This window comes from Halorubrum sp. ASP1 (assembly GCF_005435135.1).
In the GTDB taxonomy this organism is placed as follows: Archaea; Halobacteriota; Halobacteria; order Halobacteriales; family Haloferacaceae; genus Halorubrum; species Halorubrum tropicale.
This window is the reverse complement of the sequence record NZ_SGUA01000003.1, coordinates 51,762-78,758: the sequence shown is the minus strand read 5'-3', so window position 1 is coordinate 78,758 and position 26,997 is coordinate 51,762. Positions and strand designations below refer to the sequence as shown.

General features: G+C 69.7%; 25 protein-coding genes. 19 read left to right on the top strand and 6 right to left on the bottom strand.

The genetic code is table 11. The features are described 5' to 3' along the window. Window positions 1–22 precede the first annotated feature (22 nt). Window positions 23–1,072, bottom strand: a complete 1,050-nt coding sequence (locus tag EXE48_RS05315) for a methyltransferase domain-containing protein (RefSeq protein WP_137710929.1) — start codon at window positions 1,070–1,072, stop codon at window positions 23–25. A gap of 84 nt (window positions 1,073–1,156) precedes the next feature. On the opposite strand from EXE48_RS05315, the gene EXE48_RS05310 reads away from it, so the two are divergent. Together EXE48_RS05310 and EXE48_RS05305 are read left to right on the top strand one after the other, a co-directional pair. Next, window positions 1,157–1,717, top strand: coding sequence for a TATA-box-binding protein (locus EXE48_RS05310; protein ID WP_137705621.1), 561 nt, complete (start codon window positions 1,157–1,159; stop codon window positions 1,715–1,717). 80 nt (window positions 1,718–1,797) lie between these two features. After that, window positions 1,798–2,157 carry a DUF7473 family protein gene (locus tag EXE48_RS05305; protein ID WP_053770358.1) on the top strand — a complete coding sequence of 120 codons (360 nt, stop codon included), beginning with the start codon at window positions 1,798–1,800 and terminating at the stop codon, window positions 2,155–2,157. 60 nt (window positions 2,158–2,217) lie between these two features. Here EXE48_RS05305 and EXE48_RS05300 read toward each other — a convergent pair whose 3' ends face one another. Continuing rightward, window positions 2,218–4,434, bottom strand: coding sequence for an ATP-dependent DNA helicase (locus tag EXE48_RS05300; RefSeq protein WP_137710928.1), 2,217 nt, complete (start codon window positions 4,432–4,434; stop codon window positions 2,218–2,220). 186 nt (window positions 4,435–4,620) lie between these two features. Between EXE48_RS05300 and EXE48_RS05295 the strand changes: the two genes are divergently transcribed. From EXE48_RS05295 to radA, 3 genes are all read left to right on the top strand, one after another. Next, entirely contained in the window at window positions 4,621–5,091 is a 471-nt protein-coding gene (locus tag EXE48_RS05295) for a hypothetical protein (RefSeq protein WP_053770356.1), read from the top strand. Window positions 5,092–5,147: 56 nt separating this feature from the next. After that, window positions 5,148–5,648 carry a TrpY family transcription regulator gene (trpY, locus tag EXE48_RS05290; RefSeq protein WP_053770355.1) on the top strand — a complete coding sequence of 167 codons (501 nt, stop codon included), beginning with the start codon at window positions 5,148–5,150 and terminating at the stop codon, window positions 5,646–5,648. A gap of 183 nt (window positions 5,649–5,831) precedes the next feature. Then, window positions 5,832–6,863, top strand: coding sequence for a DNA repair and recombination protein RadA (radA, locus tag EXE48_RS05285; RefSeq protein WP_053770354.1), 1,032 nt, complete (start codon window positions 5,832–5,834; stop codon window positions 6,861–6,863). A gap of 95 nt (window positions 6,864–6,958) precedes the next feature. Here the strand turns inward: radA and EXE48_RS05280 are convergent, their stop codons facing one another. After that, window positions 6,959–7,177 carry a hypothetical protein gene (locus tag EXE48_RS05280; RefSeq protein ID WP_137710927.1) on the bottom strand — a complete coding sequence of 73 codons (219 nt, stop codon included), beginning with the start codon at window positions 7,175–7,177 and terminating at the stop codon, window positions 6,959–6,961. Between the two features lie 183 nt (window positions 7,178–7,360). Between EXE48_RS05280 and EXE48_RS05275 the strand changes: the two genes are divergently transcribed. The 11 genes from EXE48_RS05275 to argF all read left to right on the top strand — a co-directional run bounded on the left by EXE48_RS05275 (window position 7,361) and on the right by argF (window position 20,249). Beyond that, window positions 7,361–9,088, top strand: a complete 1,728-nt coding sequence (locus EXE48_RS05275; RefSeq protein ID WP_199236350.1) for an ammonium transporter — start codon at window positions 7,361–7,363, stop codon at window positions 9,086–9,088. A gap of 97 nt (window positions 9,089–9,185) precedes the next feature. Then, window positions 9,186–10,523 carry a glutamate-1-semialdehyde 2,1-aminomutase gene (hemL, locus tag EXE48_RS05270; protein ID WP_137710926.1) on the top strand — a complete coding sequence of 446 codons (1,338 nt, stop codon included), beginning with the start codon at window positions 9,186–9,188 and terminating at the stop codon, window positions 10,521–10,523. A gap of 359 nt (window positions 10,524–10,882) precedes the next feature. After that, window positions 10,883–12,121 carry an argininosuccinate synthase gene (locus EXE48_RS05265; RefSeq protein WP_137705115.1) on the top strand — a complete coding sequence of 413 codons (1,239 nt, stop codon included), beginning with the start codon at window positions 10,883–10,885 and terminating at the stop codon, window positions 12,119–12,121. Continuing rightward, window positions 12,122–13,636: an argininosuccinate lyase gene (argH, locus tag EXE48_RS05260; RefSeq protein WP_053770350.1), complete on the top strand. Its 1,515-nt coding sequence runs from the start codon at window positions 12,122–12,124 to the stop codon at window positions 13,634–13,636. It abuts the gene before it with no gap. A gap of 222 nt (window positions 13,637–13,858) precedes the next feature. Then, window positions 13,859–14,047, top strand: a complete 189-nt coding sequence (gene lysW / locus EXE48_RS05255; protein ID WP_004599337.1) for a lysine biosynthesis protein LysW — start codon at window positions 13,859–13,861, stop codon at window positions 14,045–14,047. A 41-nt stretch (window positions 14,048–14,088) separates the two neighbouring features. After that, complete coding sequence (gene lysX, locus EXE48_RS05250; RefSeq protein WP_137710925.1) at window positions 14,089–15,006, top strand: lysine biosynthesis protein LysX; 918 nt, start codon at window positions 14,089–14,091, stop codon at window positions 15,004–15,006. Next, window positions 15,003–16,076 carry an N-acetyl-gamma-glutamyl-phosphate reductase gene (gene argC / locus EXE48_RS05245; protein ID WP_121599923.1) on the top strand — a complete coding sequence of 358 codons (1,074 nt, stop codon included), beginning with the start codon at window positions 15,003–15,005 and terminating at the stop codon, window positions 16,074–16,076. Before lysX ends, argC begins: the two co-directional genes overlap by 4 nt. Next, entirely contained in the window at window positions 16,073–17,005 is a 933-nt protein-coding gene (locus EXE48_RS05240) for an acetylglutamate/acetylaminoadipate kinase (RefSeq protein ID WP_137710924.1), read from the top strand. The genes argC and EXE48_RS05240 overlap by 4 nt, the downstream gene beginning before the upstream one ends. Continuing rightward, window positions 17,002–18,129 carry an aspartate aminotransferase family protein gene (locus tag EXE48_RS05235; RefSeq protein ID WP_137705110.1) on the top strand — a complete coding sequence of 376 codons (1,128 nt, stop codon included), beginning with the start codon at window positions 17,002–17,004 and terminating at the stop codon, window positions 18,127–18,129. Before EXE48_RS05240 ends, EXE48_RS05235 begins: the two co-directional genes overlap by 4 nt. Further along, window positions 18,129–19,292, top strand: coding sequence for a [LysW]-lysine hydrolase (locus EXE48_RS05230; RefSeq protein WP_137710923.1), 1,164 nt, complete (start codon window positions 18,129–18,131; stop codon window positions 19,290–19,292). Before EXE48_RS05235 ends, EXE48_RS05230 begins: the two co-directional genes overlap by 1 nt. Window positions 19,293–19,349: 57 nt before the next feature. Then, window positions 19,350–20,249, top strand: coding sequence for an ornithine carbamoyltransferase (argF, locus tag EXE48_RS05225; RefSeq protein WP_137710922.1), 900 nt, complete (start codon window positions 19,350–19,352; stop codon window positions 20,247–20,249). Between the two features lie 47 nt (window positions 20,250–20,296). Here argF and EXE48_RS18720 read toward each other — a convergent pair whose 3' ends face one another. Together EXE48_RS18720 and EXE48_RS05220 are read right to left on the bottom strand one after the other, a co-directional pair. After that, the gene (locus EXE48_RS18720) at window positions 20,297–20,452 is read right to left on the bottom strand and encodes a hypothetical protein (RefSeq protein ID WP_167551886.1); all 156 of its coding nucleotides are present in this window, start codon (window positions 20,450–20,452) and stop codon (window positions 20,297–20,299) included. A gap of 511 nt (window positions 20,453–20,963) precedes the next feature. Then, window positions 20,964–21,695 carry a TlpA family protein disulfide reductase gene (locus EXE48_RS05220; protein ID WP_158295104.1) on the bottom strand — a complete coding sequence of 244 codons (732 nt, stop codon included), beginning with the start codon at window positions 21,693–21,695 and terminating at the stop codon, window positions 20,964–20,966. A gap of 137 nt (window positions 21,696–21,832) precedes the next feature. On the opposite strand from EXE48_RS05220, the gene EXE48_RS05215 reads away from it, so the two are divergent. Further along, a complete protein-coding gene (locus EXE48_RS05215) occupies window positions 21,833–22,486 on the top strand; it encodes a helix-turn-helix domain-containing protein (RefSeq protein ID WP_137710920.1) in 654 nt (217 codons plus the stop codon). A gap of 248 nt (window positions 22,487–22,734) precedes the next feature. Beyond that, window positions 22,735–23,202, top strand: coding sequence for a hypothetical protein (locus EXE48_RS05210; protein ID WP_137710919.1), 468 nt, complete (start codon window positions 22,735–22,737; stop codon window positions 23,200–23,202). Window positions 23,203–23,291: 89 nt separating this feature from the next. Here the strand turns inward: EXE48_RS05210 and EXE48_RS05205 are convergent, their stop codons facing one another. After that, window positions 23,292–24,527 (bottom strand): twin-arginine translocase subunit TatC, encoded by a 1,236-nt coding sequence (locus EXE48_RS05205; RefSeq protein ID WP_137710918.1) that lies wholly within the window; start codon window positions 24,525–24,527, stop codon window positions 23,292–23,294. 156 nt (window positions 24,528–24,683) lie between these two features. Here EXE48_RS05205 and tatC point away from each other — a divergent pair, with 156 nt between their 5' ends. Next, window positions 24,684–26,900, top strand: coding sequence for a twin-arginine translocase subunit TatC (tatC, locus tag EXE48_RS05200; protein ID WP_137710917.1), 2,217 nt, complete (start codon window positions 24,684–24,686; stop codon window positions 26,898–26,900). The last annotated feature ends 97 nt before the right edge of the window (window positions 26,901–26,997 follow it).

The following is a 26,997-nucleotide window of genomic DNA, read 5'->3' as shown; positions in this document are numbered from 1 at the left end:
TCCCCGCCGCGCTCGCCGCCGATCACCTCGCGTCGCCGCGGCGCAGCACCAGCACGTGCCGCGTCAGCGAGCGGTGGACCCGGCGCTCGAACGCCGCGTCGACCGTCCAGCCGGCGGCGCGGGCGGGGGCGCGCCAGTCGCGGTCCGCGACCAGCACCGCGCGCGGCGCGACCCGGGCGGCCTCGTCGAGCGCGCCCCCGACGAGGTCCGCCAGTTCGTGGCGAGCGATCTTCGACTGCCGGCCGTACGGGGCGTCGAACGCGACGCCGTCGACGGCGTCGTCGGGGAGGGGGAGCGCGGTCGCGTCGCCGCGCGCGACGTGCCAGTCGGGGGACTCGTCGCCGCCGGCCTCGCCCAGGTACTCGCGGAGGTTCCGCCGCGCGCCGCGGACCATCTTCGCCTGCGCGTCGCAGGCGACGGCGTCGGCGCCGACGAGGCCGGCCTCCAGCGGGAGGCCGCCGGTGCCGCACATCGGGTCGAGGAGGGTCCGGCCCGGGGCCGCGCCCGCGAGGTTGGCGTAGGCGCGGGCGTCGGCCGGAGCCATGCTCCCCGGCTGGAAGAAGGGGCGGTCGGTGGGGTCCGGCGCGAAGTCGCGGGCCGCCTCGACCGCGACCCAGCCGAGGGCGCACAGGTCCGCGTCGCCGCCGTCCGCGCCGGCCACCGCGTCGTGCTCGGCGCGCGGGCCGGCCGCGAACAGCGCGCGGAGGACGTGGTCCGGGTCGTCGAGGTCGACCTCGAACCCGCGGTCGACGAGGACGCCGCCGAGCGCGCGCTCGGCCGCCCCCGTCGAGACGCCGGAGGTGGCCCGGACGTCGCGGGCGCGAACCGCCACGCTCCCGGATCGGTCGAGCGACGCGGCCCGGAGCGCGGCGGCCGCGGCGTCGACGTCGGCGTCCGTCCGCGCGATCGCCTCGTGCGCGGCGCGAGTGTACGCGAGCCGGCCGGCGTGATCGGGATCGATCCCGCCGGTGCGCGCGACTCCCGGCGCGAGGAGGTCGACGCCGGTCGCGGCGGTCGCGGCCTCGCGGGCCGCGAAGGCGTCCGTCTCGCCGGCGAGTTCGAGCCAGTACACGCCGACGGCTCCGCGCGGCGGCGGCAATAGCGTGGCGGTTCCGGCCGGCCACCATTTAAGTGCGTTCGGGCGAGAATCGAGGTGATGACGGCCGACCCGAAGGAGACGATCACCGTAGAGAACGTCGTTGCCTCCACGGGGATCGGACAGGAGCTCGATCTCCAGAGCGTCGCGATGGACCTCGAGGGCGCCGACTACGACCCAGAGCAGTTCCCCGGGCTCGTCTACCGGACCACGGACCCGAAATCGGCCGCTCTGATCTTCCGGTCGGGGAAGATCGTCTGTACGGGGGCGAACTCGATCGAGGCGGTCCACGAGAGCCTCGACACCGTGTTCGGGGAGCTCCGCGCGCTCCAGATCCCGATCGAGGACCCGGACATAACGGTCCAGAACATCGTCACCTCGGCCGACCTCGGCGAGAGCCTGAACCTGAACGCGATCGCGATCGGCCTCGGCTTGGAGCACATCGAGTACGAGCCGGAGCAGTTCCCCGGGCTCGTCTACCGCCTCGACGAGCCGGAGGTCGTCGCGCTGCTGTTCGGCAGCGGCAAGGTCGTCGTCACCGGCGGCACCAGCGCCGACGACGCGGCCGCCGCCGTCGACGTGATCGTCGAGGAGCTGAACGGGCTCGGACTGCTGGGGTGACGCCGCGACCCCGCGACGGGAGCGGGACCGACGCGGCCGCGTTCCGCGACCACTTTTAGTCGTCGCCCCGTAGACCGACCATGCTCTTACAGACGGTGACGCCGGTCTCCGTGCTCGGGACGACCGTCCTGTTGGCGCTGTTCCTCTCCGTGACCGCGCACATCGCGGCCCGGAACGTCCTCGGCGACGTCGACCCCCGGCGCGCCCTCTACGTCGGGCCCCTGCCCGCCGTGATCAGCGTCGTCGGGAACGCGTTCGAACTCTCCGGGGCGCTCATCCTCCTCGCGGCGCTCCTCGTCGACGGGACGATGTTCTGGTGGAGCTACGAGCAGCCGCGGCGGACGGTGCTCGCGATGACGCTGATCCACGGCGTGGTCACGACGCTGCTCAGCGGGCTCCTGCTCGTGGCCTCGATCCTGATCGCGTCGATGCCGGGGTAGGGTCGCCGGCGGTCCTCGCGAACGACCGCGGCGCGGCGGCGGACCCCGCCCGCGACCGCCTCACGGCGACGGCGGCTGGCCGTCGTAGGCGTCGTGGTCCTGGTAGAAGTTCAGCATCGCGAACTTCAGCTTCGTCGGGTCGACGTCGAGCAGCTCCTCGCGCTCCTCGGGCGGGAACGCGGACCGGACCGAGTACTTCCCCATGTCGGCGGTCGTGTAGCGGCGGTCCGCGAGGATTCGAACCCCGAAGTCGTCGGGCCCGCGGATCACGCGCCCGAGCGCCTGCCGCGTCTTGCGGATCGTCGGGATCTCGACCGCGTAGGTCCACCCCGAGTCGCGGGCGCGGTCGCGGTCCGCGAACGCCCGGTCGTAGGCGTCCTGAACGGCCTGGGTGCGGTCCGAGAGGTGCGGGTACGGGACGCCCACGACGACGACCGTGCGTGCGTCGTCGCCGTCGAAGCTCACCCCCTCGCCGAGCGTCCCCCACAGCGACGTGAACAGCGCGGCGCCGTCGCTCTCGACGAACTCGCTGCGGAGCCGCTCCTCGTCCACGCCCGGGCCGTCGAGGTAGACGGTTCCGAGGTCGGCCGCGCCCGCCTTGCCGGAGCCCTCGGCGACGCCGCCGGACGCCGCCCCGCCCGGGCCGGTGAGCCGCTCGTGGTAGCGCTCGGCCTCCGCGTACGAGGGGAAGAAGGCGAGCGTGTTGCCCGGCGTGAATCGGATCGCGTCGCGGAGCAGCGACGACACCGCCTCTTGGGTCTCCGGGTCGTTGCGGTCCGAGGCGAAAAGCGGCGGCACGTCGGCGGCGAACGTCCGGCGGTTCGCCTCGGGGTAGCCCATCTCGTAGGCCATCGACGCGACGTCCTCCAACCCCAGCACGTCCTCGGTCACGTCGAACGGGCGCAGCGTCGCGCTCATCAGGACCGAGGCGGCCACCTCGTCGAACAGCTCGCCGGTGACGCTCCGCGGGATACAGGTGTACAGCTCCGCCCGCCCGTACACCTCGTCGGTGCCCGCGTCGCGCCGGACGGAGACCACCGGGTACTGGCCGAACTCGGCCCCCTCGTCCATCCACGTCGCGACGAACCGGGCGGCCGCGAGCGTCTGCGACTCCGAGCGGGTCGTCGCCTCGCCGTCGCGGTAGCGGCGCTCGTACTCCTCGTCTATCGCCTGGCCGAGCTGGACGGCGAGCTCGGCCTCGGCGTCGATCCCTCGCCCCTCGTAGTTGCGGAGGAACGCCAGCGTGAGGTCGTCGCGGCGGTCGTCGTTGGCGATCGAGACGTCCTCCCAGTTCTCGTCGACTCCGCCGAACCCGAGCCCGTCCTCGTAGGTCTCGACGAGGGCGTCGCGGAAGGCGCGGAGGACGTTCTCCGCGGGCTCGGCGCGGGAGTCGTCGCTGTCGGCCAGCTCGTCGAGCGCGGCGTCTAAGGTGTTCTCGGTCAGCGTCCGGGTGGCGTGGTCGCGCGCGGCGTCCTCGATGTTGTGCGCCTCGTCGAAGACGGTGATTATCTCGCTCGGGTCGCGGTCGATCCAGCGGAAGAACTGCTCGCGGATGTTCGGGTCGAGCAGGTGGTGGTAGTTACAGACGACGAGGTCGACGCCCTCCATCCCCTCCTTCAGCAGCTCGTAGCCGCACAGCTCGCGCTCGTCGGCGTACGCGTACACGTCTTCGGGGGTCCGGACGTCCTCGAACAGCCAGCCGAAGAACTCGTCGGTGTCGCGGGTGAGGTTGTTCCGGTAGTGTTCGCAGACGTTCGCGGCCTCGTACTCGTCGAGCTCGCCCTCCAGCTCGTCGAGCTCGTCCATGATCGCCTCGCGGGCCTCCGCGGCGCTCGCGTCGCCCTCGCGGCTCTCGGCTAACAGCTCGCGCTGTCGCGACTCCAGTTCGCGGACCTCCGACTCCGTCTCGACCATCTCGCGGGTGGTGTCCCGGAGGGTCTGACACTCCTGATAGTCGACGTCGATGTGGCACATCGACGACTTCCCCTTGAAGACGACGGCGCGGATCGGCTCCTCGCGGGTGATGGCGCGGGCGTCCTCGACGAACTGCCGCATCTGCTGGTGGACGTTGGTCGTGATGACGACCGTGCGGTCGTGCTCGCGGGCGTGTTCCAAGGCGGGCACGAGCGCGGAGAGCGTCTTGCCCGTCCCGGGCGCCCCCTCGAACAGCACGTCCTGCCCCCGGTCTAACGCGTTGGCGACCCTGTCCATCGCCTCGCGCTGGTTCGGGTAGGGCTCCTCGTACGGGAAGAACCGCAGGTGCGGCGACTCTGACACGGGGTGGGGTTCGGCGCCACCGGCCAAAAGGGGTGGGGTGGCGAGGCGGAAGTGGTCCGGCGGGGGGCGAGCCGATTTTAGTCCGTATTTGAGGCTTCAACAAATATATATTTCTTTGGGGTCGGTGCGAGCGAGTCGCATTATTCCGGCATCTATTACCGGTTCTCAGGCCACCTCGGTAGTGACATGGCCACAGAAACTGCGACTGCGACCGACGTACCGACCGAGACCGGACGCTGGCAGGCGGGCGTGACCGGCGGCATCGTCGGAGCGCTCGCCTTCGGCGCGATGATGTCGATACTGACGCCCGGCGTCCTCAAGATGGGGATCCCGGCGATGTACGGCATCGCGGGGCCCGCCGGCGCCCTCGGCTGGGTGATCCACGTGTCCCACGGCGCGATCATCGGTCTCGGACTCGTCGCGATCGCGAGCCTGAGACCCGCTCTCGGCGACTCGATCGGGACAGGCGTCGGCGCCGGCGCGGGCTACGGCCTCGTCGTGTGGGTCGCGCTCGCCGTCGTCGTGATGCCGATCTGGCTGGGCGCCGTTGGCTTCGCGGGCGCGCCTCCGCTGCCGAACGTCGGGGTCGAGAGCCTCGTCGGCCACGTCGTCTACGGCGCAGTCCTCGGGGGCGTCTACTCGGCGATGGCGAACTGACCGCTGCGACGGGACCCCGTTTTTTAACCCCTCGTATCGCCGATCCGTAGCAACGAATGTTCGACGAGATCCTCGAGAAGTTCGAGGGGTCACCCAGCCAGCAGGCGGTGATCCGGCTGTTCCTGGAGCGCGGCTTCTCCGTCAACGAGGAGGGCCGGGTCGTCTCCGGCGGGATCGAGATCCCGTACACCGGCATCGCGCGGGAGCTCGACGTCGACCGCCGCGTCGTCGACTCGACGACGGACGCGATCCTGGCCGACCCCGAGCTGAAGCGCATCTTCACCAACATCTCGTCGGTGCCGAGCCTGATGGACTTAGCGCCCGTCCTGGACCTCACGGTGCTCACCATCGAGGTCGCGGCCGCCGACGAGGCCGGGATCGTCGCCGAGGTGACCGGAATCCTAGCCGACCGCGGCGTCTCGATCCGACAGGTGCTGAGCGAGGACCCCGAGTTCACCGACGACCCGAAGCTGTACGTGATCACCGACGCCGACCTGTCGGGCGACCTGCTCGTGGAGATCCGCGACCTCGACTACGTCCGCCGCGTCGGCTTCTGAGGCCCCCTCGGTCGGCGTCGCGACCGCCCGGCCGACCAGTTTCACCGGCCGGTCGGGGCGTCCGCTCCGGCGAGTCCGTTCGAGAGCGAGCGAACCGCGAGCGAGCGGACTCGCTGCGTCCGTTTCACTTTCACTCGGGTGTAAACCAGTCTTTATACCCGATGGCGAACAAGAACCGTGTACATGCCTGAAGACGAACTCGAGGACCTCCCCGGCGTCGGCCCGGCGACCGCGGACAAGCTCGTGGACAACGGATTCGAGAGCTACCAGTCGATCGCGGTCGCGAGCCCCGGCGAGATGTCCAACACCGCCGACATCGGCGAGTCGTCCGCCGCGGACATCATCAACGCCGCCCGCGACGCCGCCGACGTGGGCGGGTTCGAGACGGGCGCGAGCGTGCTTGAGCGCCGCCAGGAGATCGGCAAGCTCTCCTGGCAGATCGACGAGGTCGACGACCTCCTCGGCGGCGGCATCGAGACCCAGTCGATCACCGAGGTGTACGGCGAGTTCGGGTCCGGCAAGTCGCAGGTCACCCACCAGATGGCGGTCAACGTCCAGCTGGAGCCGGAGAACGGCGGCCTCGACGGCGGCTGTATCTTCGTCGACTCCGAGGACACGTTCCGCCCGGAGCGGATCGACGACATGGTCCGGGGGCTCGACGACGAGATCCTCGCCGACGAGATGGAGCGCCGCGAGATCGAGGGCACGCCCTCGGACGAGGAGGCGTTAGCGGCGCTCGTCGAGGCGTTCCTCGACCAGATTCACGTCGCGAAGGCGTTCAACTCCAACCACCAGATCCTCCTCGCCGAGAAGGCGAAGGAGCTTGCCGGCGAACACGAGGAGACGGAGTGGCCGATCCGGATCGTCTGCGTCGACTCGCTCACCGCGCACTTCCGCGCGGAGTACGTCGGCCGCGGCGAGCTCGCCGAGCGACAGCAGAAGCTCAACAAGCACCTCCACGACCTGATGCGCCTCGGCGACCTGTACAACACCGCCATCCTCGTCACCAACCAGGTCGCGTCGAACCCGGACTCCTACTTCGGCGACCCGACCCAGGCGATCGGCGGCAACATCCTTGGGCACGCCTCTACCTTCCGGATCTACCTCCGGAAGTCGAAGGGCGACAAGCGGATCGTCCGCCTCGTCGACGCGCCGAACCTCGCCGACGGCGAGGCCGTGATGCGCGTCCAGAACGAGGGGCTGAAGCCCGAGTGACCGGCGGGTCGGTCTCCCCGCGGGCGGCGCGTCGGGCGGGCGGCTCGCGCGGATCGGACGGGCGGTCGCCCGACCGCGCGGCCGGTTGACGAACGTCAACTTTCTTCGAACGCCGCCGAAACGCCCGATATCGACAGGTAGGGGGCCTTTTTCACCGGTAGACGCGATTTGGCTGTGGCGATTTTTGCCACGACCGCCCGCGCCTCGGCGCGATGCGCCGGATTCCACCCGATCGGCGGCGAAATAGCAACTTTTTGATAATACGTCCGTTCGGTTCTCTCGCAACGATTGCCGCGGAATCCCGCGTTAAACATCCTTATATTACATATCCTCGTCTTTATATCTGACGTGCGGCGTATTATCAAACACATTTTTTGAGAAACCCAACTCAAACGTTTATATGTGGGCGTTCCCGGGAGTCGAGACGTGATTCAACGCATGAACACGAGCGAAACACGGTTCGAACCAGACGCGCGTTCAGTAGAGGTGAGTGAAGCGTGACGGCCGGCGTCCTCGCGGCGATCGACCCGAGCACGTTCGCGTCCGCGATGAACGGAACGTGGATCCTCGTCGTCACTTTCCTCATCTTCTTCATGCACGCCGGCTTCGCCATGCTGGAGGCGGGCCAGGTACGCTCGAAGAACGTCGCGAACCAGCTGACGAAGAACCTCCTGACCTGGAGCGTCGGGGTGACGGTGTTCTTCCTCATCGGCACGACGTTCACGAGCCTCGTGAACGGGTCGGCGGGGATCACGTCGGCGGCGGGCGCGCTGTTCTCCGGCGGCGAGATGGCCGTCGAGTCCGGCGTCGTCGGCCCGTACGTCAACTGGCTCTACGGCGCCGTCTTCGCGATGACCGCCGCGACGATCGTCTCCGGGGCGGTCGCGGGGCGCGCGAAGCTCCGCGCGTACGTCACGTACACGTTCCTGCTGGCCGCGGTCATCTACCCGATGGTCATCGCGTTCACCTGGTCGGCCTCCGGTGACGGGCTCGTCGCTCAGCTGACCGGCGTCGCGTTCCACGACTTCGCGGGCGGCATGATCGTCCACGGCATGGGCGGTATCGCGGGCCTCACGGCCGCGGCCGTCCTCGGTCCGCGGATGGACCGCTACGCGAAGGACGGCTCGACGAACGTCATCCCCGGCCACTCGCTGACGTTCGCCGTGCTGGGGACGCTCGTCCTCGCGTTCGGCTGGTACGGCTTCAACGTCGGCACGGCGTCCGTCGTCAGCGGCGGCGTGTTCAACACGCTGACGCTCAACCTCGTCGCGATGGGGACGACGATCGCGATGGCGTCGGGCGGGATCGGCGCCGCGCTCGTCGTGTGGCTCAAGACCGGGAAGGTCGACACGCTGTACGTCGCGAACGGCCTGCTCGCCGGCCTCGTCGGCATCACCGCCATCCCCGACACCACGGCGTGGTGGGGCGCCGTCGTCGTCGGCGGCCTCGCAGGCGCGCAGCTCCCGATCGTCTTCGAGTTCGTCTCCGACACGCTGAAGATCGACGACGTCTGCGCGGTGTTCCCGGTCCACGGGAGCGCGGGCGTGCTCGGCACGCTGCTGTTCCCGTTCGTCGCCGCGCCGGGCCAGCTCAGCGCCGGCATCGGCGCGCACTTCGTCGCCCAGCTCGTGGGCGTGGTCATCATCGGCGGCTGGACGATCACCGCGACCGCCGCGGTCTGGTACGTGCTCAAGGCGTCCGGCGAGGCGCGCGTCACGCCGGAGCACGAACAGGAGGGGCTCGACATCTCCGAGCACGGCGTCGAGACCTACCCCGAGTTCGGCGGCGACCGCGTCGCCACCGACGGCGGCCCGTCCGTCGTCGACACGACCGAGTCCGACGGCGGGTCGCCGCGCGCCGACGGCGGCGCGGCGGCGGGCGCGCAGATCAAGATGGTCACGGCGGTCGTCCGGCCCGACAAGCTCGGCGACATCAAGCAGGCGCTCGCCGAGGTGCAGGCGCCGTCGCTCACCGTCACGAACGTCTCCGGTCGCGGCTCCCAGCCCGCGAAGACCGGCCAGTGGCGCGGCGAGGAGTTCACTGTCGACCTCCACCAGAAGGTGAAAGTCGAGGTCGTCGTCGCCGACATCCCGGCCGACGAGGTCGCGAACGCCATCGCCGACGCCGCGAAGACCGGCGAGGCGGGCGACGGCAAGGTGTTCATCATGCCCGTCGAGGACGCGCTACAGGTCCGGACGGGCGCGACCGGTCCGGAGGCGGTGTAGGCGCGCGACGCGCGGTCCGACGGGTCGTTTTCTCGGCGTCCGAAGCGGTTCGCCCGGTTCGGCAACTACTTTCAGCCCGACGCCCCAACCGATCGGTATGAACCACGAGCGCTCGCGCGGGCTGTACGACCGCGCGCTGTCGGCGATGCCCGGCGGCGTCAACTCCTCCGTCCGGGCGACGATGCCGCATCCGTTCTTCGTCGAGCGCGGCGACGGCGGCCACGTGATCGACGCGGACGGGAACCGCTACGTCGACTGGGTGATGGGGTACGGGCCGCTGCTGTACGGCCACGACCTCCCCGACCCGGTCGAGGCGGCGGTCCAGTCCCACGTCGCGGAGGGGCCCATGTACGGCGCGCCCACGGAGGTCGAGGTCGAACACGCCGAGTTCGTCGCTCGCCACGTCCCCAGCGTGGAGTCGATCCGCTTCGTCAACTCCGGCACGGAGGCGACGGTGTCGGCGGTGCGGCTCGCCCGCGGCCACACCGACCGCGACAAGATCGTCGTGATGCAGGGCGGCTACCACGGCGCGCAGGAGTCGACCCTCGTCGAGGGGTCGCCGGGGGACGCGCACCCCTCGACGGCGGGGATCCCCGAGTCGTTCGCCGAACACACCCTGCCGATCCCGTTCAACGACCCGGCGGCGGCCAAGGAGGTGTTCGCGGAGCACGGCGACGACATCGCCGCCGTCCTCGTGGAGCCAATCTTAGCCAACATGGGGATCGTGATGCCCGTCGACGGCTACCACGAGACGCTGCGGGACCTCTGTGACGACCACGGCTCGCTTCTGATCTTCGACGAGGTGATCACCGGGTTCCGGGTGGGCGGCCTCGGCTGCGCGCAGTCGAAGTTCGGCGTCACCCCCGACGTGACGACGTTCGGCAAGATCATCGGCGGCGGCTTCCCCGTCGGCGCCATCGGCGGGAAGGCGGAGATTATCGAGGGGTTCACCCCGGCCGGCGAGGTGTTCCAGTCCGGGACCTTCTCCGGGCACCCGGTGACGATGGCCGCCGGGAAGGCCGGCCTGGAGTACGCCGCCGAGAACGACGTGTACGAACACGTCAACCGCCTCGGTCGGAAGCTCCGCGAGGGGATCGCCGAGATCTGCGCCGAGCGCGCGCCGGAGTACACCGTCGTCGGCACCGACTCGATGTTCAAGACGGTGTTCACCCGCGAGGCGCCCGACGACGTCGACGCCTGCTGCGCGGGCGGCTGCCGACAGGACCCCGACTGCGCCCGGTACGACGCCTGCCCGAAGACGGGCGCCGACGTGGCCGACGCCGCGACCGACCGCTGGGAGCGCGTGTTCTGGCAGGAGATGAAAGACCGCGGCGTGTTCCTCACCGCGAACCAGTTCGAGTGCCAGTTCACCTCCTACGCGCACACCGAGGAGGACGTCGAGAAGACGCTGGCGGCGTACCGCGAGGCGCTGTAGTCGGGCGGACGCCCTCGGGAACCGGTCCGGCAAGCCTTGCGACGGTCGAGCGGTGCGGAACAGTTTTATACCGGAGATCGGATACGTACACGTGATGACCGCAGCGGCTCGTCTCGACGCCGCCCTTCTCCGAGACCGACGAGCCCTGCGACCGCGACGAGATGTCCGACCGCCGCGACCGGCCTCCGGCGCGGCGCGACGACGAGGCCCTTCGGGCCAGTAATCCTCACCTCTCGTCGCGTTCGCGCCGCTCCGTTCCGAAGAGTCTCGACTCCGCGTTCCGCGAGCGGCCGCTTCGCCTTTTTCTTACAATATTTAAACCGCTGAATTTAAGGGCGTAGGGAGGGTGTACTCTGGTAATGACGAGCGTTGCACTCGCGTTCAGCGGGGGACTCGACACCACGGTCTGCGTACCGCTGCTGAAAGAGGAGTACGGCTACGACGAGGTCATCGGCGTCAACGTCGACGTCGGCCAGCCGACGGAGGAGTTCGACGAGGCAGAAGAGACCGCGGAGGCGCTGGGGCTCGACATCCACGTCGTCGACGCGAAGGAGGAGTTCGCGGACCTCTGTTTCGATGCGGTGAAGGCGAACGCCAGCTACCAGGGCTACCCGCTCGGCACCGCCCTCGCGCGTCCGGTCATCGCCGAGGCGATCCTCGGCGTCGCCGAGGAGCAGGGCTGCGACGCCATCGCGCACGGCTGTACGGGGAAGGGCAACGACCAGCTCCGCTTCGAGGCGGTCTGGCGCGGCTCCGACCTCGACGTGATCGCCCCCGTGCGCGAGCTGGGCCTCACCCGCGAGTGGGAGATCGACTACGCCGCCGAGAAGGACCTTCCCGTCGAGGCCGGCGACGGCGGCGTCTGGTCCATCGACGAGAACATCTGGTCGCGCGCGGTCGAGGGCGGGAAGCTGGAGAACCCGGACTACGAGCCGCCGGAGGACATCTACGAGTGGACCGCGGAGCCCGAGGGCGAGACCACCATCGAGGTGACGTTCGAGGCGGGCGTCCCGGTCGCGGTCGACGGCGAGGCGATGGACCCGGTCCCGCTCATCCAGCACCTCAACGAGTACGCCGGCGGCTACGGCGTCGGCCGCACCGACGTGATGGAGGACCGCATGCTCGGGCTGAAGGTGCGCGAGAACTACGAGCACCCGGCCGCGACCGTCCTCTTGACCGCCCACCAGGCGCTCGAAGACCTCGTTTTGACGAAGAACGAGCGCTCGTTCAAGAAGGGGATCGAGCAGGAGTGGTCCGAGAAGGCCTACGAGGGGCTCGTGTTCGCGCCCGTCGTCGACGCGCTGAACGCCTTCGTCGACGAGACGCAGGACGTGGTCACCGGCACGGCGACGGTGAAGGTCTCGGGCGGCGACTGCCGCGTCGTCGCGCGCGACTCCGAGTACGCCGTCTACTCCGAGGAGATGGCCTCGTTCAACACCGAGGACGTGGCGGGCATCGCGCAGTCCGACGCGACGGGCGTCGCGAAGTACCACGGCCTCCAGGAGCGCCTCGCGAACGACGTGAAGGCGAGCGTCTCGAAGCCCGAACTGGCCACCGACGGATCCGGTGAACCGGACGCGACGGACGACGGGAAGTAGATGACCGACGACGATCCCGACGCCGCGGCGGACGCCGACGGCGGAGCGAGCGGCGGGAGCGACACCGCCGTCCGCCGCGACCGCTTCAGCGGCGGCCCCGCCCGCGAGTTCCTGTCGAGCCTCGCGGCCGACGCGGCCATCTTCGAGGCGGACCTCGCGGTCGACCGCGCGCACGTGGTCATGCTCGCGGAACAGGGGATCGTCGACGACGCGGTCGCGGGCGAGATCCTCGGCGCGCTCGACGCCGTCGAGGCCGCCGGGCACGGCGAACTCCCCGCCGGCGAGGACGTCCACGAGGCAATCGAGACCGCGGTCATCGACCGGGTCGGCCCGGACGGCGGCCGGATGCACACCGCCCGCTCGCGCAACGACGAGGTGGCGACGTGTATCCGCTACCGCCTGCGCGATGACCTGCTCGACGCCGTCGAGGCGACGGTCGCGGCCCGCGAGGCCCTCGTCGAGGTCGCCGAAGAGCACGCGGAGACGGTGATGCCGGGGTACACCCACCTCCAGCCGGCCCAGCCGACGACGGTCGGACACTACCTGCTGTCGTACGAGGGCGGGCTCGCGCGCGACACGGAGCGGCTGCTCGACGCGTACGACCGCGTGAACCGGTCGCCCCTCGGCGCGGCCGCGTTCGCGGGGACCCCGTTCGACGTCGACCGCGACCGCACCGCCGGGCTGCTCGGCTTCGACGGGACGGTCCGCAACTCGATGGACGCCGCCTCCGCGCGCGACTTCCTCGCGGAGTCGGCGAGCGCGCTCGCGACGCTCGCGACGACGCTGTCGGGGCTCGCGGAGGACCTGATCGTCTTCTCGAACAAGGGCGTCGTCGAACTGGCCGACGCGTACGCCTCCACCTCCTCGATCATGCCCCAGAAGAAGAACCCCGACACGCTGGAGCTGACCCGCGGCGTGGCGGGCGACGCGATCGGCGAGGCGACCGGCACGCTGAGCCTGCTGAAGGGGCTCCCGCGCGCCTACAACCGCGACCTCCAGCGCGCTCACGCGAGCGTCTTCGAGGTCGCGGGCGACGTGCGGGAGGCGACCGAGGTCGCCGCGGGCGCGGTCGCGACCGCCGAGTGGGACGAGGCGGCGCTCGCGACGGCCGCCGGAGAGGGGTTCTCGACGGCCACGGGCGTCGCCGACCTGCTCGCGACCGGCGGGTTACCCTTCCGGACGGCCCACGAGATCGTCGCGGCCGCGGCGGAGACGGTCGCGGACGACGACTCGCCGGCCGCGGCGGCCGCAAAAGTTGACGAGGCCGCTCGAAAGGTGACGGGCGAGCCCCTCTCCGCGTACGTGAGCCGCGAGGACGTGGAGTCGACGCTCGACCCGGCCGAAAGCGTCGCGAGCCGCGACTCCGTCGGGGGACCGGCGCCCGACGCGCTCGCCGACGCGCTCGCCGACGCCGAGGCGGGGATCGAGGGAGACGAGGCCGCGCTGACGGCCGAGCGCGACGCGCTCGCCGACGCGAGCGAGGCGCTGGACGCGGAGGTCGACCGCTATGTCTGAGCCGCGACGCCCGCGAGGTCGGCGTCGGCTCGGTCGGGACCGACCCGACCGACGACGACGACCGTCCCCGTAGGGGGACATACTTACTACCGAGATCTGACATTCGATCTCGTCACGCCGGTATTTCGCCGATATTCTTCCGTTAGCGGCCGATCCACTTTGTATAAATTATCTTATAAGTTCGAAGCCTTTATGCCCGTTCACGGCGGAGATGTGGGCACGATGACGAGCGACACCGACACCCTGACCGCGGAGGACCCGATCACGGGCGAGGAGATCGAGATCCCGGCCGACGTCGAGGTCGGCGAGATCATCGACAGTCCGGTCACCGGGACCGAACTGGAGGTCATCTCGCTCGACCCGGTCGTCTTGGAGGAGGCGCCGGAGCTCGAGGAGGACTGGGGCGAGTAGATGGCGACGACCGCCACGGCCGCGACACGCGAGTGGTCGACATGCGCGTAGGGGTCCTCTACTCTCGGATCCGGAAAGACGAGAAGCTCCTCCTCGACGAGCTTCGCGACCGGGGCCACGCGGTCGAGAAGATCGACGTCCGGACGGAGCGGTTCGGGCTGGAGTCCACGACGGCGGTGGTCGACGACCTCGACCTCGTCGTCGACCGCTGCCTGTCGACGAGCCGGTCGCTGTACGCGACCCGCTTCCTCGACAGCTACGGCGTCCCGGTGGTGAACTCCCCCGAGACGGGCGACGTCTGCGCCGACAAGGCGAGGAACTCGCTCGCGCTCGCCGAGGCGGACGTGCCGACCCCGGCGACGGAGGTGGCGTTCACGAAGGAGGCCGCCTTGGAAGCGATCGAGGAGTTCGGCTACCCGTGCGTCCTCAAGCCGGTCACTGGTTCGTGGGGCCGGCTGATGGCGAAGATCGACTCGCGCAACGCCGCCGAGGCGATACTGGAACACAAGGAGACGCTCGGCCACTACGAGCACAAGGTGTTCTACGTCCAGGAGTTCGTCGACAAGCCCGGCCGCGACGTCCGCGTCCTGGCGGTCGACGGCGAGCCGGTCGCGGCGATGACGCGGTCGTCCGACCACTGGCTCACGAACGCCGCGAAGGGCGGCGAGACGGAGTCGTTCGACCTCGACGAGCGGGCGACGGAACTGGTCGAGAAGGCCTCGGACGCGGTCGGCGGCGGCATGCTCGGCGTCGACCTGATGGAAGTGGGCGTCGACGCGGACGCCGACCCCGCCGAGGGCGGCGCGGAGGACTACACCGTCCACGAGGTGAACCACACCGTCGAGTTCAAGGCGCTCGACGCGGCCACCGACGTGGACGTTCCGGCGCGGGTCGTCGACTGGCTGGAGGCGAAAGCGGGCGAGTTCGCCGAGGGATCGGTCGCGGGGGTGGACGCGTGAACACGACCGACGGCGGCGACGCGACCGCGGAGACGTACACCGCGAGCGTCGTCGGCGGCACCGGCTTCACCGGCGGCGAGCTGCTGCGGCTCCTCGCCGGCCACCCGGGATTCGAGGTCGTCCAGGCCACCTCGCGGTCGGCCGACAACATGACCGTCGGGCGCTCGCACCCGAACCTGCGCGGGCTCGACCTGCGCTTCTCGGACCCCGACGATCTAGAGTCGGTCGACGTGCTGTTCGCGGCGACGCCCCACGGCGTCTCGATGGGCCGGGTCGACGAGTTCTTGCAGGCGGCCGACACGGTCGTCGACCTCTCGGCGGACTTCCGGCTCCCCGAGGCCGACGCCTACGACGAGTGGTACGACGGCCACGAGTCGCCCGAGTACCTGGAACGCGCCGAGTACGCGCTCCCGGAGATCAACCGCGAAAATCTCCCCGGCGCCGACCTGATCGCCGGCGGCGGCTGCAACGCGACCGCGGCGATCCTCGGGCTGAAGCCGCTCGTCGACGCGGGCGCGCTCGGTCCCGAGGCCGGCGAGGTCGTCGTGGACGTGAAGGTCGGCTCCTCGGAGGGCGGCGCCGGCGGCGGCGCGGCCTCCTCGCATCCGGAGCGGTCGGGCGTCGTGCGCCCGTACGCGCCCACGGGGCACCGCCACGAGGCGGAGATCGAGGCGTACCTCGGCCTCTCCGTCTCCTTCACCGTCCACGCGGTCGACATGGTGCGCGGCGCGAGCGCGACCTGCCACGTCTTCCCCGACGAGCCGGTCTCGAAGGGGGACCTGTGGGGCGCGTACCGCGACGCCTACGCCGACGAGCCGTTCATGCGGATCGTCTCGGGCGGGGGCGGCGTCTACCGCTACCCCGAGCCGAAGTCGGTCGCCGGGACGAACCACGGCGAGGTCGGCTTCGAGCTCGACCCCGGGAACCGGCGCGTCGTCGTCTTCTCGGCTATCGACAACATGACCAAGGGCTCGGCGGGCCAGGCGGTCCACGCGGCGAACGTCGCGCTCGGGCTGCCCGAGACCGCCGGCCTCGAGTTCGACGGGCTCCACCCGGTGGGGTCGCCATGAGCGGGGAGCGGACCGGCGGCGCGGCCGCCGACGAGCCCCCGGTCGTCGTGAAGGTCGGCGGCGCGAAGGCGGTCGACCCCGCCGGCGCGGTCGGCGACGTGGCGCACCTGGCGGCCAACGGCCGCGAGGTCGTCGTCGTCCACGGCGGCTCGACGGTCGTCGACGAGACGCTCGAACGGCTCGGCATCGAGCCCGAGTACGTCGAGTCCGCCTCCGGCGTCACCGGCCGCTTCACCGACGCGGAGACGATGGAGGCGTTCGCGATGGCGATGGCGGGCAAGCTCAACACCGAGCTGACGGCGCGGTTCCGGTCGGCCGGGGTCGACGCGGTCGGCCTCTCGGGCGTCGACGGCGGTCTCCTCTCCGGGCCCCGCAAGTCGGCGGTCCGCGTCGTCGAGGACGGCAAGCGGAAGATCCGCCGCGGCGACCACTCCGGAACGATCGAGTCGGTGAACGCCTCCCTGCTCGCCGGCCTCCTCGACGACGGCTACACCCCGGTCGTCTCGCCGCCGATGGCGGGCGACGAGGGCGACAGCGAGGTGACCCCCGTCAACGCGGACGCCGACCGCGCGGCCGCGGCGGTCGCCGGCGCGCTCGGCGCCGACCTCGTCCTCCTGACCGACGTGTCGGGCGTGTACGCCGACCCGGACGACCCCGAGACCCGCATCGACGCGGCCGCGACGCCCGAGGAGCTGGCGGCCGTCGAGGACGCCGCCGAGGGGTTCATGGGCAAGAAGGTGATGGCCGCGACGGAGGCGCTCGAGGGCGGCGCCGGCCGCGTCGTGATCGCGGACGCCAACGTCCGCAACCCGGTCGTCGCCGCGCTCGGCGGCGAGGGGACGGCCATCGAGCGGTCCGCGCTCGGCGACGGCGCGGGCGACGACGCCGGCGGCGGCGAGGCCCCCGAGGAAGGGGGTGAGACCGCGTGAGCGGCTTCGTCTTCTCCGAGAAGCCGATCGAGATCGCCTCGGGCGACGGGGTCCACCTCACGGACGCGAACGGCACCGAGTACCTCGACTTCGGCGCCAGCTACGCCTGTACGCCGGTCGGCCACTGCCACCCCGAGGTCGTCGACGCCGCGACGAGCCAGCTGGAGGAGCTCATGTACGTCCAGGCGTCGTACCCGCACGCGGCGCGGACGGCGCTGTACGAGCGGCTGGCCGAGCTCGCGCCCGTCGACGTCGACAACGTCTGGCTCTGTAACTCCGGCACGGAGGCGAACGAGGCCGCGCTGAAGTTCGCCCGGCACGCGACGGGCCGCGAGAAGATCGTCGCGACCACGCAGGGGTTCCACGGCCGGACGATGGGGACGCTCGCGACGACCTGGAAGGACAAGTACAAGCAGGGGTTCGGCCCGCTCGCGGGCGGCGTCGAGTTCGTCGAGTACGGCGACGCCGACGCGATGCGCGAGGCCGTCGACGAGGACACCGCCGCGGTCATCCTGGAACCGCTCCAGGGCGAGGGCGGGATCAACCCCGTCCCGACCGAGTACCTCCAGGCCGTCCGGGTCGCGACCGCGACGAGCGGCGCCGCGATGATCCTCGACGAGATCCAGACCGGGCTCGGCCGGACCGGGTCGATGTGGGCCGCGGAGAATCACGACGTGGTCCCGGACATCCTCACGACCGCGAAGGGGCTCGGCAGCGGGCTCCCGATCGGCGCGACGCTGTGCCGCGACTGGATCGCCGCGGACGCCGGCGACCACGGCTCGACGTTCTCCGGTGGCCCGGTCGTCTCCGCGGCCGCGGGCGCCACCCTCGACGTGATCGAGCGCGAGGACCTGCCCGCGCACGCCGACGAGGTGGGGTCGTACCTCCGCGGCGAGCTCCGGGACCGCCTCGGCGACGACGTGCGCGACGTGCGCGGCGACGGGCTGATGGTGGGGATCGAGGTGCGCCGCGGCTCGAACCGGCTGCTGCGCGACCTCGCCATCGAGCACCAGATCCTCGCGCTCCCCGCGGGGCGGACCGTGCTCCGCCTGCTCCCGCCGCTGACGATCGAGCGCGAGCACGCCGACGCGGTCGTCGACGCGATCGAGGAGGTGATCGGCTGATGGCGGCCGGGAAGGGACGTGAGGCCGACGCCGCGTCCGAGGAGGGCGGCGACGTGGTCGCCGGCGGCGGCTACCCGGCGGCCTGCGACACGCCCGCCCGGAAGCTGCTGTACGACATGGTCTCGATCCCCTCGCCGTCGGGCGAGGAGGAGCGGGCCGCGGAGCGGCTCGTCGACTTCTTCGAGGCGAACGGCCGGGAGGCGTGGATCGACGACGCCGGGAACGTCCGCGCGCCGGCGGACGACGCCGTCCTCCTCACCTCCCACGTCGACACGGTGCCGGGCGACATCCCCGTCGAGGTGCGGCCGGCGCCGCCCGAGGGCGAGCTGCCCGAGCCCTCGGACGTGCGCGTCGGCGAGCCCGGCGACCCCGTGCTGTGGGGCCGCGGCGCGGTCGACGCGACCGGCCCGCTCGTCGCGATGGCGGTCGCGGCGGTGAAGACGGGCGTCTCGTTCGCGGGCGTCGTCCGCGAGGAGGTCGACTCCGGCGGCGCGCGCGCCCTCATCGGCGACCGCGACGCGCCCGAGGCGGTGATCAACGGCGAGCCGTCGGGCTGGCGGGGGATCACCCTCGGCTACCGCGGCCTGCTGGAGGGGACGTACGTGAACACGAGCGAGTCGGGCCACTCCTCGCGGCCGGAGCCGAACGCGATCCAGCACGCGATCGACTGGTGGCACGGCGTCGAGGAGACGTTCACCCCCGACGACGACGAGACCGCCGTCTTCGACCAGGTGACGACGAAGCCCATCTCGGTCGACGGCGGCCTGAGCGGCGACGGGCTCGCCGTCGAGGCGACGATGGACGTCCAGCTCCGGGTCCCGCCCTCGCGGCCGGTCGACGAGATCCACGAGCTGGCGGAGGCCGAGCTGACCACCGGCTCGGTCCACTGGGGCGAGCCGATGCCGCCGGTGATGGAGAGCCCCCGGACCGACCTCGCGCGGGCGTTCCGCGTCGCGATCCGGGGCGCCGGCGGCGACGTGCGCCTGCTCCGGAAGACCGGCACGAGCGACATGAACCTCTTCGCGGCCGCGTGGGACTGCCCGATGGTCACCTACGGCCCCGGCAACTCCGACCTCGACCACGCGCCCGACGAGCGGCTCCCGCTGCCCGACCTCGACCGCGCCGTGTCCGTGCTGACCGAGGTCTGCCGCGAGCGACGCTGACCGACCGCCGCGACCTTCGAACTCGACCGGTCTCCAACGACACCACACCACCCAACGATGCCACTCGCCACCGACGACTTCCTCGACATCGACGACGTGACGCCCGCCGAACTGGACGCCCTGCTCGACCGCGCCGCCGCGATGAAGGCGGGCGAGACCGACCCCCGACTGGCGGACGCGACGCTCGGGATGATCTTCGAGAAGCCCTCGACGCGCACCCGCGTCTCCTTCGAGACCGGGATGACGCGGCTCGGCGGCCACGCCATGTTCCTCGGCCCCGACGACATCCAACTGGGCCACGGCGAGCCGCTGCGCGACACCGCGCGCGTCCTCGGCCGCTACGTCGACGGCGTGATGGCGCGCCTCTTCGACCACGCGGACGTCGAGGTGCTCGCGGGGTACGCCGACTGCGCCGTGATCAACGGACTCACCGACGAGGCGCACCCCTGCCAGACGCTCGCGGACCTCCTCACGATCCGCGAAACGGTCGGCGCGGACGCCACGGTGGCGTGGGTCGGCGACGGCAACAACGTCGGGCAGTCGTTCGTCGTCGGCGCCGCGATGGCGGGCATTGACGTGGAGGTGGCCACCCCCGCCGACTACGGGATGAACCCCTCCGTCTTCGACCGCGCCGCCGAGTTCGGGCTGGACGTGACGCCGACGACCGACCCCGAGGCCGCCGTCGAGGACGCCGACGTGGTGTACACCGACGTGTGGATCTCGATGGGCCAAGAGGACGTGCGCGACGAGAAGCTCGCCGCCTTCGACGGGTTCCAAGTGAACGCCGACCTGCTCGCCGGCACCGACGCGAGGGTGATGCACTGCCTCCCCGCGCACCGCGGCGAGGAGATCACCGACGACGTGCTCGAATCCGACCGCGCGCTCGTCTGGGACCAAGCGGAGAACCGGATGCACGCGCAGAACGCCCTGCTCGTCGAACTGCTCGGCGACGACTGAGGCCTGCGGGCGCTCGGCGGGCGACGCGTCGGGGGGCCGCCGCGTCCTCACTGACGCCGCGGCGGGTCGCGGTCGTCCATGAGGAAGACGCTGTCCTGATGCGGGTCGAAGTACACCTCCAGCGCGCGGAGGGCGCCCACGTACGCCGCGATCGCGGCGAACACGAACGAGACCGCTGCCGGAACGAGGAGACCGAGGACCATACGCGACCGTTCGCTCGTCCGGCGACAAAGGCGTATCGACGGCGCGCGCCCGTGAGCGGCCGCCGGTGGCGGCCGCGAACAGCACCGCGCGAGGGAGTCGGCCGACCGGAGGGAGGCCGACGAGGCTGGGGAGGCGCGAGGTGCGGTCTGTGCGGAGCGGGACGCAAAGGGGCAGCCGTGAGCGGGCACGGGCCTTCACGAGGGCAACCGCTCGTGAGCCAATCAGAACGCTCCGCGCTCTGATGACGACGGCAGCCCGCAGGGAGCGAGCAGCGCGAGCGACTGAGGAGCACAGCGAGCGTGCGCCCGTCTCACGGCGGGGGCATTGGCGGTGTCCGCCGACGATCCGTTATCACGGCTCCGTTGAAACCCTAAAGAACGGATAGGATCGCCGTGCGAGATACAGAGCGTGTATCTATCACGGCATCGGATTAACGGGCCCGGCGTGACCGGTAACCGATCATCACGATTGAGCGGAATTCCGGGCTTTTTGCGGCGGATCGTCTCTTAACTACTTGTTCGACGACTTGCTTCTGAACTCTTTTTTCAGATGCATCCAGCCGAGCACCGGCATGTTCTTCAGGAAGTCCCAGACAGCTCTCGGGCCCGCCTCAACTAGCACTCGGATGGCACCCTTCTTTCGGGTGAAAAAAAGCGGCCGCCCCCGGTAGATATCCCGTTTGTATATCCGATCGTCCTCCCGTCGCTCAAGTATCTCCCTGACCTTGCTCACGTGGTTCCAGTCGCCCCGCATCACAACGACTCCGTCCGGGGTGATGACGTGCACCGAATTCGGCATACCGCCGTACTTCCGGTGGCCCGTTCCTTCGATATCGTCCACGAGGACCGTGCGCTCGACATCGTAGTCGGCCTCAAACTTCCTCGCGCGTTCCAGTTTGTCCTGGAACGAGTGGTGCGCCTCGCAGTTCTCTCCTGGGTGGGCCTCCCGCGTGTACAAGAGGATGAATACGACGTCTTCGAACTTTTGAGAGAGTTTATCCATAGCCTGGACCTTCGAATCGGCAATCGGACACGTGAGGCTTCCCGTCTCTAAGACTACCCAGGATCCCCCGAAGTCGGAGAGGCTGACGGCATTCCCATCGAGCGTGGTCGCCTCGAAATCGGGGGCCTCGTCACCCGGTCTGGGACCGTCGAACCGCTTGAAATCGTAGTACTCCGGCCCGAAATGCCGGTAGTTGTACGTATCTGTGACATCTCTGCGGGCTGTTTCGGGCGTTTCCATGGCACTCATAGCAGTTGGGTACGGTGGGGGGAAGAGTTAGGCTACTGCCTAGCACTATCGGTAGTATATATGAGAGCCGGTGAGAGAGGCGTTGATTGGTGTCCGCAGCGAGGACCGAAGCGAGAAACGTACGTCGTATGAGAGCGGTCACGTTCACCCTCGGACAGCCTTCCGGTTCGCATATCTCCTCTCGGATGTTCGGCCCGGACTCGGAGTTCGAACGGGATCGAATTTATCACCTGAACATCCTGGCGGACGAAACCGTTGTCCTGCTCGGCCGGCTGCGCGGTGATATGGACGACGCGGCGAGGTTGTTGAGCGAAAACGCGGACGTCCTCGGTCACAGCATCTCCAGCGAGCAGGGCGGGAGCGCGCTTGTGTACGTCCATGCCCACCCACCACCCGAACTCAAGGAGTTCCTCAAGTTACCACGTACGCACGAGGTGTTCTTCGACTTCCCCATCGGGAGCACGCAAGACGGGCGACACCGAGTGGTTCTGATCGGGGAAACGAACCAGGTGATACAGGAGGCCCTCGCCGATCTACCACCAACACTCGACGTGTCGATTGAACGGATCGGACCCTATTTGGAGGCAGGGACGCCGCTGCCTGTCCAGTTGACGGACCGTCAACGGGAGGTGCTCAATGTCGCCCTCGATCTCGGGTATTATGACGTACCACGCCAAGTGACCCATCAGGATATCGCCGACCGATTGGAGCTTTCTGCTGGAACGGTAGGCGAACACCTCCAGAAAATCGAGTCTCGGGTGTTCGAGGCATTCCGTTCCTAAACCAACTCGGTCGCGCGAGCCTCCGTATCCGGTAGGATTCGACTCCATGAATGGGTGATGAAAACGATCGATAGATTACTTTTCGAGGTGATTTCGAAAGAACTCTCTATGCAAGACTCGCGCCCTCCATGCAGCACGAATCAGCTGAACCACTCGTCTCCTGTCAGTATCGGCCTGACCGATACAGAGGATGTATCTGACGAGACGGGTATGGGAAGATACTTTTTGAAAAGGACAAAAACCGACGTATGAATCGTCGTGCCCTCCTTGCCTCGCTCGCTACCTATGGGGCCGCCTCGACGTCCGGGTGTCTAGATAGTCTCGCGGGGATTCCGAACGAGTCGTTCCAACTTGGCTACGTCGCAGTTCACAACTCCACCGAGAACGCTCACCAGATTGCAATTCGGGTGAGACGCGACGGCACAAACGTTCACCGTTCGACACACGATATGGCCGGACAGGACGGGGCCGTCGTCGAGAGCGCGATTCCGGAGTGCGACTGGGGGAGTGCCCGTGGACGATACGAAGTCGATGTTCGAGTCGACGATAGCGACTGGGTTACCGAGTCGTTCCAAGGGTACGAGACAGACGGTGGCGACTGTTCGATTGCAATTGCCGAGGGCACGCTCTGGGAAGGAGAACGCCTCGACTTCGGCTACCGCCGAGCGTGTGATTACGATAATCCTCCTGATGGTCTTTGTTCGTTTGACTCGTGATGCACTCGCGCTCTCTATGCAGCACAGCTCTAAAGACATATCACCTACTGAGGGGTTCAACGAAGCCAAACGAGCGACAGCGCCTGGATCTAATTCCCGGTCCAGCGCAGTATCGCGAGCGTCCCCTCGAAGAGGGCGATCATCGTGAGCGTCACGATGATCGGCGCCATCCCGGTCGGGTCCGGGCTGAACAGGAACGCGATCCCGAGGAACGTCCCCCAGAAGATCAGCCGCTTCGCCTCCAGCCACTGCCGGGTGACGAGGTTCATCATGATCGCGAGCATGATGAAAAGCGGGATCTGGAAGACGATCGCCATGAACGCGAGCATGATGACGATCAGGTTGAACGTCTCCGCGAGCCCGAAGGCGATCGTCGCCGCGTCGGAGGTATAGGTGGTGAAATACGAGAAGATCGCTGGCAACACGAGAAAGTGCGCGAAGGCGATTCCGATCCCGCCGAGGATGAGGCTCGTCGGCACCGCCGCGAGGTAGTAGCGCCGCTCGGTCTGGTACAGCCCCGGCCGCATGAACCGGTACGTCTCGTAGACGAACGCCGGGAGCCCGACCACGACGCCCGCGAGGCCGGCCACCTTCAGCCGGGTGAGCGGGAGTTCGAGCGGGCCGTACAGTCGCGGCCGGTTCTCCATCGGCGCCGGGATGTGGTAGCTCCAGAAGTAGTTGATGAGCTCCGTCGACTCGGTGACGACGACGAGCGTCGCGAGGCCGCCGATGAGGAACACGACCGCGAGCCGGCGCATCATCTCCTCGATGTGCACGGCGAGCGGCATCTCCTCGTCCGTCTCCGGGCCCTCGATCCCGTCGAACGGCTCGTCGTCCTCGGTCGTCGGCACGCCGGCGGTCGTGGGGTCCGCGGCCTCGGCGGTCGTCGCCGGGGTGCCGCCGTCGCCGGCGGCCTCGGCGTCGTCCACCGTCGCGTCGTCGGCCGACAGTTCGCCGTCCGCAGACGCCTCGTCGTCCGCAGACGCCTCGGCCTCGACCGACTCCTCGTCGGCCTCGTCACCGTCGTCGAGCGCGGCCGACCGACCGGCGTCCTCGGCCTCGACCACCTCGTCCGGGTCCGAGAGCGTCTCCGGCGACCCGTCGTCGTCGCCGTCCGTCTCGCCCGCCGTGGAGTCGTCGTCGCCGTCGGTCGACCCGACCTCGGGCTCGACCTCGGGTGTCACCTCGGACTCGACGCCCGCGGACGGCTCCGCGTCGGTCTCGGACCCGTCGTCGACGGCGCCGTCGCTCTCGGGTTCGGCCTCGTCGGTCGACCCGTCAGCGGCGGCCGAGTCGTCGTCGCGCGACCGGTCCGAGTCGTCCATTCAGTTTCCCTACGCGACCGGGCGGTTATCAACCTTTTCGGATAGCGGCGCCGCGCGGGACCGATCGGCGTCGCTCCGCGGGCCGTCCCGGAACGGCGCCGGCGGCGGCGCCCGCGGTCGAAAAGGTTGATAACGGCGACGGCCCTCGCCCTCCGTATGGCGAGCGCCCTCGACGAGGACACCCAACGGTCGATCGCGGAGGGCCAGGAGACGGCGAAGGCGTTCCTTCGCTCGATCCAGAAGGACCTCCAGAAGGTGTTCGTCGTCTTCCTCATCGGCTTCCTCGCGACGTTCTGGGCGCTGCGCACGTACATCTGGGACCGGCTCCGCGAGGTGACGGAGTCGAACATGAGCGCCGCGGTCGCCGAGGAGGCCGACATCATCGCGACGACCCCGTTCGAGGTGATCCTCCTCCAAGCGAAGATCGGACTGATCGTGGGCGCGATAACCGCGATCCCGCCGCTGATCTACGTCACCCGCGACGAGCTCCGCGCCCGGGGGATGTGGCCGCAGTCGCCGATCGCTCGGTGGAAGCTCGCGCTGCTCGGGCTGCTCGGCGCCGGCCTGTTCTCCGCCGGCGTCGCCTACGGCGTCTTCGCCTTCTTCCCGCTGATGTTCGGCTTCCTGGCCGAGTTCGGCCTGGAGGCCGACATTCAGCCGACCTACGGGATCGTGATGTGGACGGAGTTCATCGTCTTCCTCTCGCTGTCCTTCGGGCTCGCCGGACAGATGCCCCTCCTCATCACCGGGCTGTCGTACGCGGAGATCGTCCCGTACGAGACGTTCCGGGACAAGTGGCGCTACGCGGTCGTCGCCATCTTCGTGTTCGGCGCCGTCTTCTCCCCGCCGGACCCGTTCACGCAGCTCCTGTGGGCGTTCCCGCTGGTCGCGCTGTACGGGTTCAGCCTCTACCTCGCGAAGCTCGTCGTCACGGCCAAGCGGAGCTCCGACCGCATCCACGTGCTCGGCGCGGTCCGGGACCACTGGAACGTCGTCGGGGGCGCGACCGTCCTCGGCGGCGCGCTCGTGTACGGCTTCTACGAGTACGGCGGCCGGACCGCGGTCAACGACCTCCTGCGGCTCGCGGGGAGCACCCGCCGCTTCCTCGCGCCGGGCGAGGGGCTCGGCCTCGACCCCGCGACCGCGCTCTGGATCTACGCCGCCCTCTGGGCGCTCGCGTTCGCGGCCGTCGCGACGCTGTGGGCGGTGTACACCGACCTCGACACGACGAGCGCGGGCGCGCAGTACGGCGACCCGACCGCGATCGACGTGGGCGAGCTCGACGCCGCGGGGGTGCGGGCGGCCCCCGCGGACGCGTTCGCCGAGATGGGCGAAGAGGAGTCGCTCGCGCTGGCGCAGGCCGCGATCGACGACGACGACCCGGAGAAGGCGCAGGCGATCCTCGACCGCTACGACGAGGTGAACGAGGGGAGCGACGACGACGGCGAGTCGGACGCGAGCGACGCCGACGCCGCGGGCGACGCCGGGGACGGCGGCGACGGGCTGGTCGGCTCCGTCCAGAACCGGACCTCGCGCGCCGGCTCGACGTTCCTCGCCGAGCTGACGGACGGCAACGAGGAGGCGGCCGAGGACGACATCGGCGGCTACTACAAGGACCTCAAGTTCATCTTCGACTCGCTGCGCACGCGGTCGTTCCGGATCGTCGCGGTGTTCGGCGCCGTGATGGCGGCCGCGTTCACGTGGCTGTACCTCGGCGGCCTCGGCACCGTCCGCGCCGACCTCGAACGGCGCGTGCCGGCGGAGGTGGAGGGCGGGATCAACATCATCACGCTCCACCCGGTCGAGGCGCTCATCTTCATGGTGAAGTTCTCGGTGATGCTCGGCATCTTCGCCGCGTTCCCCGTCGCCCTCTACTACGCGTGGCCCGCGCTCCGCGAGCGCGGCTTCGTCGCCGGGCGGATCTACCAGGTGTACCTCTGGGCGGGCGCGCTCGGCGCCGGGATGATCGGCGGCTTCGCGCTCGGGTACACGACCATCGCGCCCGGGATCATCGGCTGGCTCGTCACGGACGCGCGCCTCGCCGACATGGTCATCACCTACCAGGTGAGCGACTTCCTCTGGCTCGTCATCTACACCACGATCGGGATCGGCTTCCTCGCGGACATCCCCATCGCGATGGTGCTCCTCAACAACGCGGGCGTCCCGTACCGCGTGTTCCGGGAGCGCTGGCGCGAGGTGACGATCGGGATCATGCTCGTCGCGGCGGTGTTCACCCCCGCCGACGTGATCACGATGTTCCTCGCGACGATCCCGCTAATGCTGGCGTACGGGATCGGCGTCGGCGTCCTCTTCCTCGTCACCTTCGGCGGGCGCCGCGACCTCTCGCCGCCCGCGGAGTTCATCGGGGAGTGAGCCGCGCGCGCGCTCGGCGCGGTCGCCGGCGGCAACGGCCTCGCGAGGCCCCCGCGACCGACGACTATTCCCGCGCGCGCCCGCAACGGCAGAGTAG

Coding starts and splice junctions, on each gene's coding strand:
- EXE48_RS05310 (WP_137705621.1), top strand. CDS start 1,157: ATGACGGCCGACCCGAAGGAGACGATCACCGTAGAGAACGTCGTTGCC.
- EXE48_RS05305 (WP_053770358.1), top strand. CDS start 1,798: ATGCTCTTACAGACGGTGACGCCGGTCTCCGTGCTCGGGACGACCGTC.
- EXE48_RS05295 (WP_053770356.1), top strand. CDS start 4,621: ATGGCCACAGAAACTGCGACTGCGACCGACGTACCGACCGAGACCGGA.
- trpY (WP_053770355.1), top strand. CDS start 5,148: ATGTTCGACGAGATCCTCGAGAAGTTCGAGGGGTCACCCAGCCAGCAG.
- radA (WP_053770354.1), top strand. CDS start 5,832: ATGCCTGAAGACGAACTCGAGGACCTCCCCGGCGTCGGCCCGGCGACC.
- EXE48_RS05280 (WP_137710927.1), bottom strand. CDS start 7,177: ATGTTTAACGCGGGATTCCGCGGCAATCGTTGCGAGAGAACCGAACGG.
- hemL (WP_137710926.1), top strand. CDS start 9,186: ATGAACCACGAGCGCTCGCGCGGGCTGTACGACCGCGCGCTGTCGGCG.
- EXE48_RS05265 (WP_137705115.1), top strand. CDS start 10,883: ATGACGAGCGTTGCACTCGCGTTCAGCGGGGGACTCGACACCACGGTC.
- argH (WP_053770350.1), top strand. CDS start 12,122: ATGACCGACGACGATCCCGACGCCGCGGCGGACGCCGACGGCGGAGCG.
- lysW (WP_004599337.1), top strand. CDS start 13,859: ATGACGAGCGACACCGACACCCTGACCGCGGAGGACCCGATCACGGGC.
- lysX (WP_137710925.1), top strand. CDS start 14,089: ATGCGCGTAGGGGTCCTCTACTCTCGGATCCGGAAAGACGAGAAGCTC.
- EXE48_RS05240 (WP_137710924.1), top strand. CDS start 16,073: ATGAGCGGGGAGCGGACCGGCGGCGCGGCCGCCGACGAGCCCCCGGTC.
- EXE48_RS05230 (WP_137710923.1), top strand. CDS start 18,129: ATGGCGGCCGGGAAGGGACGTGAGGCCGACGCCGCGTCCGAGGAGGGC.
- argF (WP_137710922.1), top strand. CDS start 19,350: ATGCCACTCGCCACCGACGACTTCCTCGACATCGACGACGTGACGCCC.
- EXE48_RS18720 (WP_167551886.1), bottom strand. CDS start 20,452: ATGGTCCTCGGTCTCCTCGTTCCGGCAGCGGTCTCGTTCGTGTTCGCC.
- EXE48_RS05220 (WP_158295104.1), bottom strand. CDS start 21,695: ATGGAAACGCCCGAAACAGCCCGCAGAGATGTCACAGATACGTACAAC.
- EXE48_RS05215 (WP_137710920.1), top strand. CDS start 21,833: ATGAGAGCGGTCACGTTCACCCTCGGACAGCCTTCCGGTTCGCATATC.
- EXE48_RS05210 (WP_137710919.1), top strand. CDS start 22,735: ATGAATCGTCGTGCCCTCCTTGCCTCGCTCGCTACCTATGGGGCCGCC.
- EXE48_RS05205 (WP_137710918.1), bottom strand. CDS start 24,527: ATGGACGACTCGGACCGGTCGCGCGACGACGACTCGGCCGCCGCTGAC.
- tatC (WP_137710917.1), top strand. CDS start 24,684: ATGGCGAGCGCCCTCGACGAGGACACCCAACGGTCGATCGCGGAGGGC.